Raw genomic sequence first — 6,452 nt, 5'->3', positions numbered from 1 at the left:
CGCGCGGCCCCGAGAATCCTGCGGAGCAGCACCCGGGCTTCGTCCGGGGTGAACAGGTCGAGGGTGACCTGGCTGGCGGCTTCGGCGACGAGCAGCCCGGTCAGGCTGGCCCGGCTGGTGACCAGCACGACACAGCCGGGGGACCCGGGCAGCAGCGGCCGGACCTGTTCGGCGGTGCCGGCGTTGTCCAGCAGGATCAGCACCCGGCGGCCGGCGAGCACCGAGCGGTACACACTGACCTGGGCGTCCAGCTCGGCGGGGATCCGGTCCTCGTCGACGCCCAGGACGTGCAGGAACGACGCGAGCACGAGGTCCGGGCGCACCGGCGCGCTGGGACCGTAGCCGCGCAGATCGGCGAACAGCGTGCCGTCGGCGAAGCGGTGTTCCACCCGGTGCGCCCACTGCACGGCCAGTGCCGTCTTCCCGACCCCGGCGGTGCCGTCGAGCGCCGAAATCACCATGGCGGCCGGGCGGTTCTCGTCGGGGGAGAGCAGGAGCTCGTCCAGCCGGGCGAGCTGATCGTCACGCCCGGCGAAGTCACGCACCGCCGGAGGCAGCTGACGGGGTACCGGCAGCTCCTGCCGTGCCGCCGGGGACAGGACGACCTGCCCGATCGAGCCCGCCTGCACCACGGAACCGGTGACGGTGCCCGGCAGCTGGTTCGTCACCGAACCCGGGCCGTGCTCGTGCTCCGGATTGCCGACCATCGCCGCACCCCCGCAGACCAGTCGAACTTCCGGTGTACCGCACAACCCCGGGCCGGTGAGCGGAATGTGACCTGGTCAACGCTCAGCGTCACCCGTCCGCGAGCCGGAACCCGGCCGGTCCCCGTACCCTGGCCTGGTGCGAACCCGGCCCACCCTCTCCTGGACGTCGGCGGACGCGCCGCTGCCGCGGACGTCCAGCCTCGACGAGCTGACGAGCGTCGTCGCGCGCGGGCGGGTCGCCGTGCTCAGCGGCGCCGGGTTGTCCACCGAATCCGGGATCCCCGACTACCGCGGCGAGAGCGGCAGCCTGCGCCGGCACACCCCGATGACCTACGACGAGTTCGTCACCAGCGCCGAAGGGCGGCAGCGGTACTGGGCGCGCAGCCACCTCGGCTGGCGCACGATCGCCCGCGCCGACCCCAACGACGGCCACCGGGCCGTGACGGCCCTGCGCGACCGCGGTTACGTCTCCGGCGTCATCACGCAGAACGTCGACGGCCTGCACCAGGCGGCCGGCACCGCGGACGCCGTCGAGCTGCACGGCAGCCTGGACCGCGTCATCTGCCTGGACTGCCGCCGCACCAGCCCGCGCGCCGAGCTCGACCGCCGGCTGCGCGCGGCCAACCCCGGCTTCACCGGTGCGGCCACCCGCATCAACCCGGACGGCGACGTCGAGCTGCCCGCCGACGTCGTGCGCGGCTTCCGGCCGGTCCCGTGCGAGGCCTGCGGCGGCGTCCTCAAGCCGGACGTCGTGTTCTTCGGCGAGAACGTGCCGCGGCCGCGGGTCGAGCAGTGCTTCCGGCTGGTCGACACCGCCGAGGCGCTGCTGGTGCTCGGCTCGTCCCTGACCGTGATGTCGGGGCTGCGGTTCGTCCGCCACGCGGCGAAGACGGGCAAGCCGGTGGTGATCGTCAACCGCGGGGAGACCCGCGGCGACCGGTACGCCTCGGTGCGCGTCGACCGGCCGCTCGGGCCCGCGTTGACCGAACTGGTCGGCCGGCTCGGCGAGGACCGCGGGAGCGGCGCCCGGCCGTAGTGGACGAGCCGGTCCGGGGCAGGTGGGGGGAACCCGGCCCGGACCGGCTCTGGCGACGGACCTCCACAGCCGGTCGTCGCCTGCAAGACGCGGCGGGCGCCCCGGTCGTTACAGCGGCTGCAACCCGTTCCACGACCAGCGGGGCACCGGCAGCCCGGCGGGCACGCCGGCGGGCGGGCCGGGATAGGTGAGCACCTCGGCCACCGCCCACTCCATGTACGCCCGCAGCGCGGCGCGGAACTCCGGATCGGCGGGCAGGCCGGCGTCGTCCGCCGCCTGGACGAAGCACGCCACGAACCGGCGGCCGAGGTCGCTCATGTCGCCGTTGCCCGCGTGCATCCGGAGCATCGCCGAGTGGTCGCTGCACTCACGGGAGAACCGCGGCGGCCCGCCCATGACCTCGGCCCAGTACCAGGCGAGCCGCTCGACGTGCCGCGGGTGCTGATCGCGCTTCGAGAACGGGTGGTTCAGCTCCGGGTCGGCCAGGCAGCGCTCGTGGTGGGCGGCGGCCAGCGCATGGAACGCGGGGTCGCCGCCGGCGAAGTCGTACAGCGTCGGACGCACCCGCCGAGCCTGGCACGCGAAGGCGCCGGAAGCTAGCGCGCCCCGGCGGCCGCGCGTTCCACCGCGGGGGAGAAGCCGCCGAACGCGTCGACCGCCTGCCGGACGTCTTCGGCGACGAGGTCGTGGTTGAGCGCCCCCGCGGCGGCCGCGCCCTGGGCGGCGGCGATGATGACGGTCGCCCGCGCGTCGACGACGTTCCCCGCGGCCCACACGCCGGGCACGCCGGTCTTCCCGGACGGGTCCACGTCGCCTTCGACGAAGCCGAGGTCGCGCAGCAGCTGGTCGTGCGGGACCGTCCGGGTGCGGAGGAACAGCGCGGTCCGCGGCACGAACCGGGCGCCGAGTTCGAGGCCGGTGAGGCGGCCGCCTTCGCGCCGGACGGCGGTGACGACGCCGTCGACCACGCGGATCCCGCGCGCGCCGAGCCGGTCACGGTCCTCATCGGACGGTGGCTCGGTGTGCGCGAAGTACACGACGTCCGGCGACCACTGGCGGACCAGCAGCGCGTGCTCGACGCTCGCGGGCTCGGTGCCCAGCACGCCGAGTGGCTGGTCGCGCAGCTCGTAGCCGTGGCAGTAGGGGCAGGTCATCGCGTCGGTGCCCCAGCTCTCCCGCAGGCCGGGGAGGTCCGGCAGGTCGTCGTGGACGCCGGTGGCGACCAGGACGCGCCGGGCGGTCAGTTCACGGCCGCTCGCCAAGCGGGCGGTGAAGCCGTGATCGAGGCCGGTCACGCGGTCTTCGAGGAGTTCCACGCCGTAGCCGCGGAGCTCCCCGCGGCCGATGGCCAGGAGTTCGGACGGCGGCAGGCCGTCGCGGGACAGGAAGCCGTGCATGTGCGACGCCGGCGCGTTGCGCGGTTCCCCGCCGTCCACGACCGCGACGCGGCGCCGCGCCCGGCCGAGCATCAGGGCGGCGCTGAGTCCCGCGGCGCCGCCACCCACCACCAGTACGTCGAAGCTGTTGTTTTCGCTCATGCCGCCACCTTGAACCCGGCTTGGCGGATTCGACAACTAATGTTGCCGTTTCCGGGACGAGCGGGTTTCCTGGGGAGCATGACGGACGCGATCACCCAGGCCCTCGCCGAGGTCGGCCCCCGGCTCAAGCGGGTCCGCACCCAGCGGCGGGTCACGCTCGCCGACCTGTCGGCGGCGACGGGCATCTCGAAGAGCACGCTCTCCCGGCTCGAGTCCGGCCAGCGCAAGCCGAGCCTGGAGCTGCTCCTGCCGATCGCCCAGGCCCACCAGGTGCCCCTGGACGAGCTGGTGGGAGCGCCCGAGGTCGGCGACCCACGGGTCCGCATGACCGCGCGCCGCATCCCGCGCCACAACGGCGCGACCATGACGGTGCTGCCGCTGACCCGCCAGCCGGGCGCGCCACAGGCGTTCAAGATGATCCTGGAACCGGAGACGGGCGAACCCGATCCCCAGGTCCACGAGGGGTACGAGTGGCTCTACGTCCTGTCCGGCCGGCTGCGCCTGATCCTGGCCGACCGGGACATGACGCTGGGCCCGGGCGAGGCGGCGGAGTTCGACACCCGCCTCCCGCACTGGTTCGGCGCGGTCGACGGCCGGCCCGCGGAGATCCTCAGCCTGTTCGGCAAGCAGGGGGAGCGGCTGCACCTGCGGGCGAAGTCGCGTTAGCCCAGTTCGCGCTGCATCAGCAGGGTGTCGAGCCAGCGGTCGTGCTTGAAGCCGACGCGCCGCAGCACGCCGGCGTCGGTGAAGCCGGCCGCGCGGTGCAGGTTTCGCGAGGCGGGGTGGCCGGAGTCGACGATGACCGCGATCGCCTGCCGCGCCCCGGCTGCCGCGCACCGCTTCAGCAGTTCGTCGAGCAGCCGTCGCCCGTGGCCCCGGCCGGCTGCCCGGGGTGCGAGGTAGATCGTCGTCTCCACCGAGTACCGGTACGCCGGCTTCGGCCGCCACGGCGCGGCCAGCGCGTAGCCGAGGACCTCGCCCTCGTCGGCGAGGACGAGGAAGGGCCAGGTGCTTTCGCGGATCTTCGCGCGCCACTGGCCCGCGGTCGGCGGGGTGGTTTCGAACGTGACGACGGAGTCGGCGGCGTACGGGGCGAAGACGGCGGCAATACCTTCGGCGTCGGCCTCCGTCGCTTCCGCTATAGTGGACATAGTTGGTATTATAGAGGAATGATTGATCCGGTGTCGCTCGGCCGCCACGTGCACGAACTGCGGGCCGGCCGCGGACTGGCGTTGAGCGCCCTGGCCGCGGCGGCGGGCGTCAGCACCAGCATGCTGTCGGCCATCGAGCGCGGCGAGAAGACGCCGACGGTCGTGGTGCTGTCCCGCATCGCCGACGGCCTGGGGCTGTCCCTCTCCCGGCTGCTCGCCGACCTGGAGAGCGACCGGGTGATCGTCCGCCGCGCGGCGGAGCAGGACCACCTCGCCGAACCCGGCGGCTGGCACCGCACGGTGCTGACCCCGGTCGTTCCCGGCGTCAACTTCGAATGGATCCGCACGACCCTGCCGCCCGGCTGCGACGCGGGTGCTTTCCCGGCGTACGCACCGGGTTCCCACGAGTTCGTCGCCGTCGAGTCGGGCGAGCTGCGCCTGGGGGTCGGCGACGCCGAGTACGTCCTGGCGGCGGGTGATTCGGTGTACTTTCCCGCCGACGTGGCGCATTCCTACGCGAACCGCACCGGAAAGCCGTGTGTGTACTCCGTTGCCGCGTTGATCATGCGGCCGCGGAAAACCGGATGACACCGCCTCGGAGGGCGTGACACCCTTCCGATCATGTTCCCCGTGTCCGACAGCGCGACGCTCGCAGGCCTGTCCCTGCCGAGCGCCCTGCCGGCACGGCTGACCGGCGCTCGAAGCTGACCCTTCCCCGATTTCCCCGCCCTGGGCGCGAAACCGCCGGGGGAGGGTCGACGCGCTCCGCCCGGTTTCGCGCAACTCCGTTCCAGCGCAGGGAAAAACCCATGACCAAGCAACCGTACGTGCGGACCAAGCCGCACCTGAACATCGGCACGATGGGGCACGTCGACCACGGGAAGACCACCCTCACCGCGGCCATCACGAAGGTCCTCGCCGAGCGGGGTGGGGCCGACTTCGTCGCCTTCGACCGCATCGACCGCGCGCCGGAGGAGATCGAGCGCGGCATCACCATCAACATCGCGCACGTCGAGTACGAGACGCCGACCCGGCACTACGCGCACGTCGACATGCCGGGGCACGCCGACTACGTCAAGAACATGATCACCGGCGCGGCCCAGCTGGACGGCGCCGTGCTCGTGGTTTCGGCGCAGGACGGCGCGATGCCGCAGACGCGCGAGCACGTCGTCCTGGCGCGGCGGATCGGCGTCGAGCACCTCGTCGTCGCGCTCAACAAGGCCGACGTCGCCGACGACGAGGAACTGCTCGACCTGGTCGAGCTCGAGGTGCGCGAACTGCTCACCCGCTACGGGTTCGACGGCGACGCCGTGCCCGTGGTCCGGGTGTCCGGGCTGCGCGCGCTCGCGGGCGACCCGCGGTGGACGCAGCGGATCCTCGACCTCCTGGAGGCCGTCGACCGGCACGTGCCGATCCCGCCGCGGCGGCTCGACCTGCCGTTCCTGATGCCGATCGAGAACGTCCTCACCATCACCGGCCGCGGCACCGTCGTGACCGGCGCAGTGGAGCAGGGCGTCCTCGCCGTCGGCGACGCGGTCGAGGTGATCGGCCTCGGTCCGGCGGTGACCAGCGTGGCCACCGGGCTCGAGACGTTCGGCAAGCCGATGGACCGCGCCGAGGCGGGGGACAACGCCGCGGTGCTGCTGCGCGGGGTGAAGCGCGGCGAGGTCCGGCGCGGCCAGGTCGTCTGCCTGCCGGGCAGCGTCCGGCCGCACACGCGGTTCCGCGCGGACGTCCACGTGCTGTCGGCCGCCGAGGGTGGCAGGCGGACGCCGTTCGCGGCGAACTACCGGCCGCAGTTCCACTTCCGCACCAGCGACGTCGTCGGGGTGGTCACCCTCGCCGAGGGCGTCACGGTCGTCCGGCCGGGCGACGCGGCGGAGCTCACCGTGGAGCTGGGGCAGCCGGTCGCGATGGGCCCGGGCCTCGGGTTCGCGATGCGCGAAGGCCGGCTGACGGTCGCCGCCGGCACCGTCCGGGAGGTGCTGGACTGAAGAGCGAGCTCGTCCCCGCCCGCGGG

Annotated in this window: 8 protein-coding genes; 4 read left to right on the top strand and 4 right to left on the bottom strand. The window is 73.5% G+C overall.

All coding sequences use genetic code 11. The features are described 5' to 3' along the window. Positions 1–707: NB-ARC domain-containing protein (locus CCN39_RS36250; RefSeq protein WP_244211154.1), on the bottom strand; the 707-nt coding region annotated here is incomplete at its 3' end. A gap of 136 nt (positions 708–843) precedes the next feature. On the opposite strand from CCN39_RS36250, the gene CCN39_RS36245 reads away from it, so the two are divergent. After that, positions 844–1,743: an NAD-dependent protein deacetylase gene (locus CCN39_RS36245; RefSeq protein ID WP_086849789.1), complete on the top strand. Its 900-nt coding sequence runs from the start codon at positions 844–846 to the stop codon at positions 1,741–1,743. A 108-nt stretch (positions 1,744–1,851) separates the two neighbouring features. On the opposite strand, the gene CCN39_RS36240 is transcribed toward CCN39_RS36245, so the two are convergent. Beyond that, positions 1,852–2,307 carry a group II truncated hemoglobin gene (locus CCN39_RS36240; RefSeq protein ID WP_086849787.1) on the bottom strand — a complete coding sequence of 152 codons (456 nt, stop codon included), beginning with the start codon at positions 2,305–2,307 and terminating at the stop codon, positions 1,852–1,854. 32 nt (positions 2,308–2,339) lie between these two features. After that, entirely contained in the window at positions 2,340–3,281 is a 942-nt protein-coding gene (locus CCN39_RS36235; RefSeq protein WP_086849785.1) for an NAD(P)/FAD-dependent oxidoreductase, read from the bottom strand. A gap of 78 nt (positions 3,282–3,359) precedes the next feature. On the opposite strand from CCN39_RS36235, the gene CCN39_RS36230 reads away from it, so the two are divergent. Beyond that, positions 3,360–3,947, top strand: coding sequence for a helix-turn-helix domain-containing protein (locus CCN39_RS36230; protein ID WP_086849783.1), 588 nt, complete (start codon positions 3,360–3,362; stop codon positions 3,945–3,947). Here the strand turns inward: CCN39_RS36230 and CCN39_RS36225 are convergent. Beyond that, on the bottom strand, positions 3,944–4,432 hold the full coding sequence (locus tag CCN39_RS36225; protein WP_086849781.1) for a GNAT family N-acetyltransferase: 489 nt from the start codon (positions 4,430–4,432) through the stop codon (positions 3,944–3,946). The genes CCN39_RS36230 and CCN39_RS36225 overlap by 4 nt on opposite strands. Positions 4,433–4,450: 18 nt before the next feature. Here CCN39_RS36225 and CCN39_RS36220 point away from each other — a divergent pair, with 18 nt between their 5' ends. Both CCN39_RS36220 and tuf read left to right on the top strand, forming a co-directional pair. Next, a complete protein-coding gene (locus CCN39_RS36220) occupies positions 4,451–5,020 on the top strand; it encodes a helix-turn-helix domain-containing protein (protein WP_143264279.1) in 570 nt (189 codons plus the stop codon). Between the two features lie 221 nt (positions 5,021–5,241). Further along, complete coding sequence (gene tuf / locus CCN39_RS36215; protein ID WP_086849779.1) at positions 5,242–6,426, top strand: elongation factor Tu; 1,185 nt, start codon at positions 5,242–5,244, stop codon at positions 6,424–6,426. The last annotated feature ends 26 nt before the right edge of the window (positions 6,427–6,452 follow it).

The organism is Amycolatopsis kentuckyensis, from assembly GCF_002155975.1.
Lineage (GTDB): Bacteria > Actinomycetota > Actinomycetes > Mycobacteriales > Pseudonocardiaceae > Amycolatopsis > Amycolatopsis kentuckyensis.
This window is presented reverse-complemented; position numbering and strand designations above follow the sequence as displayed.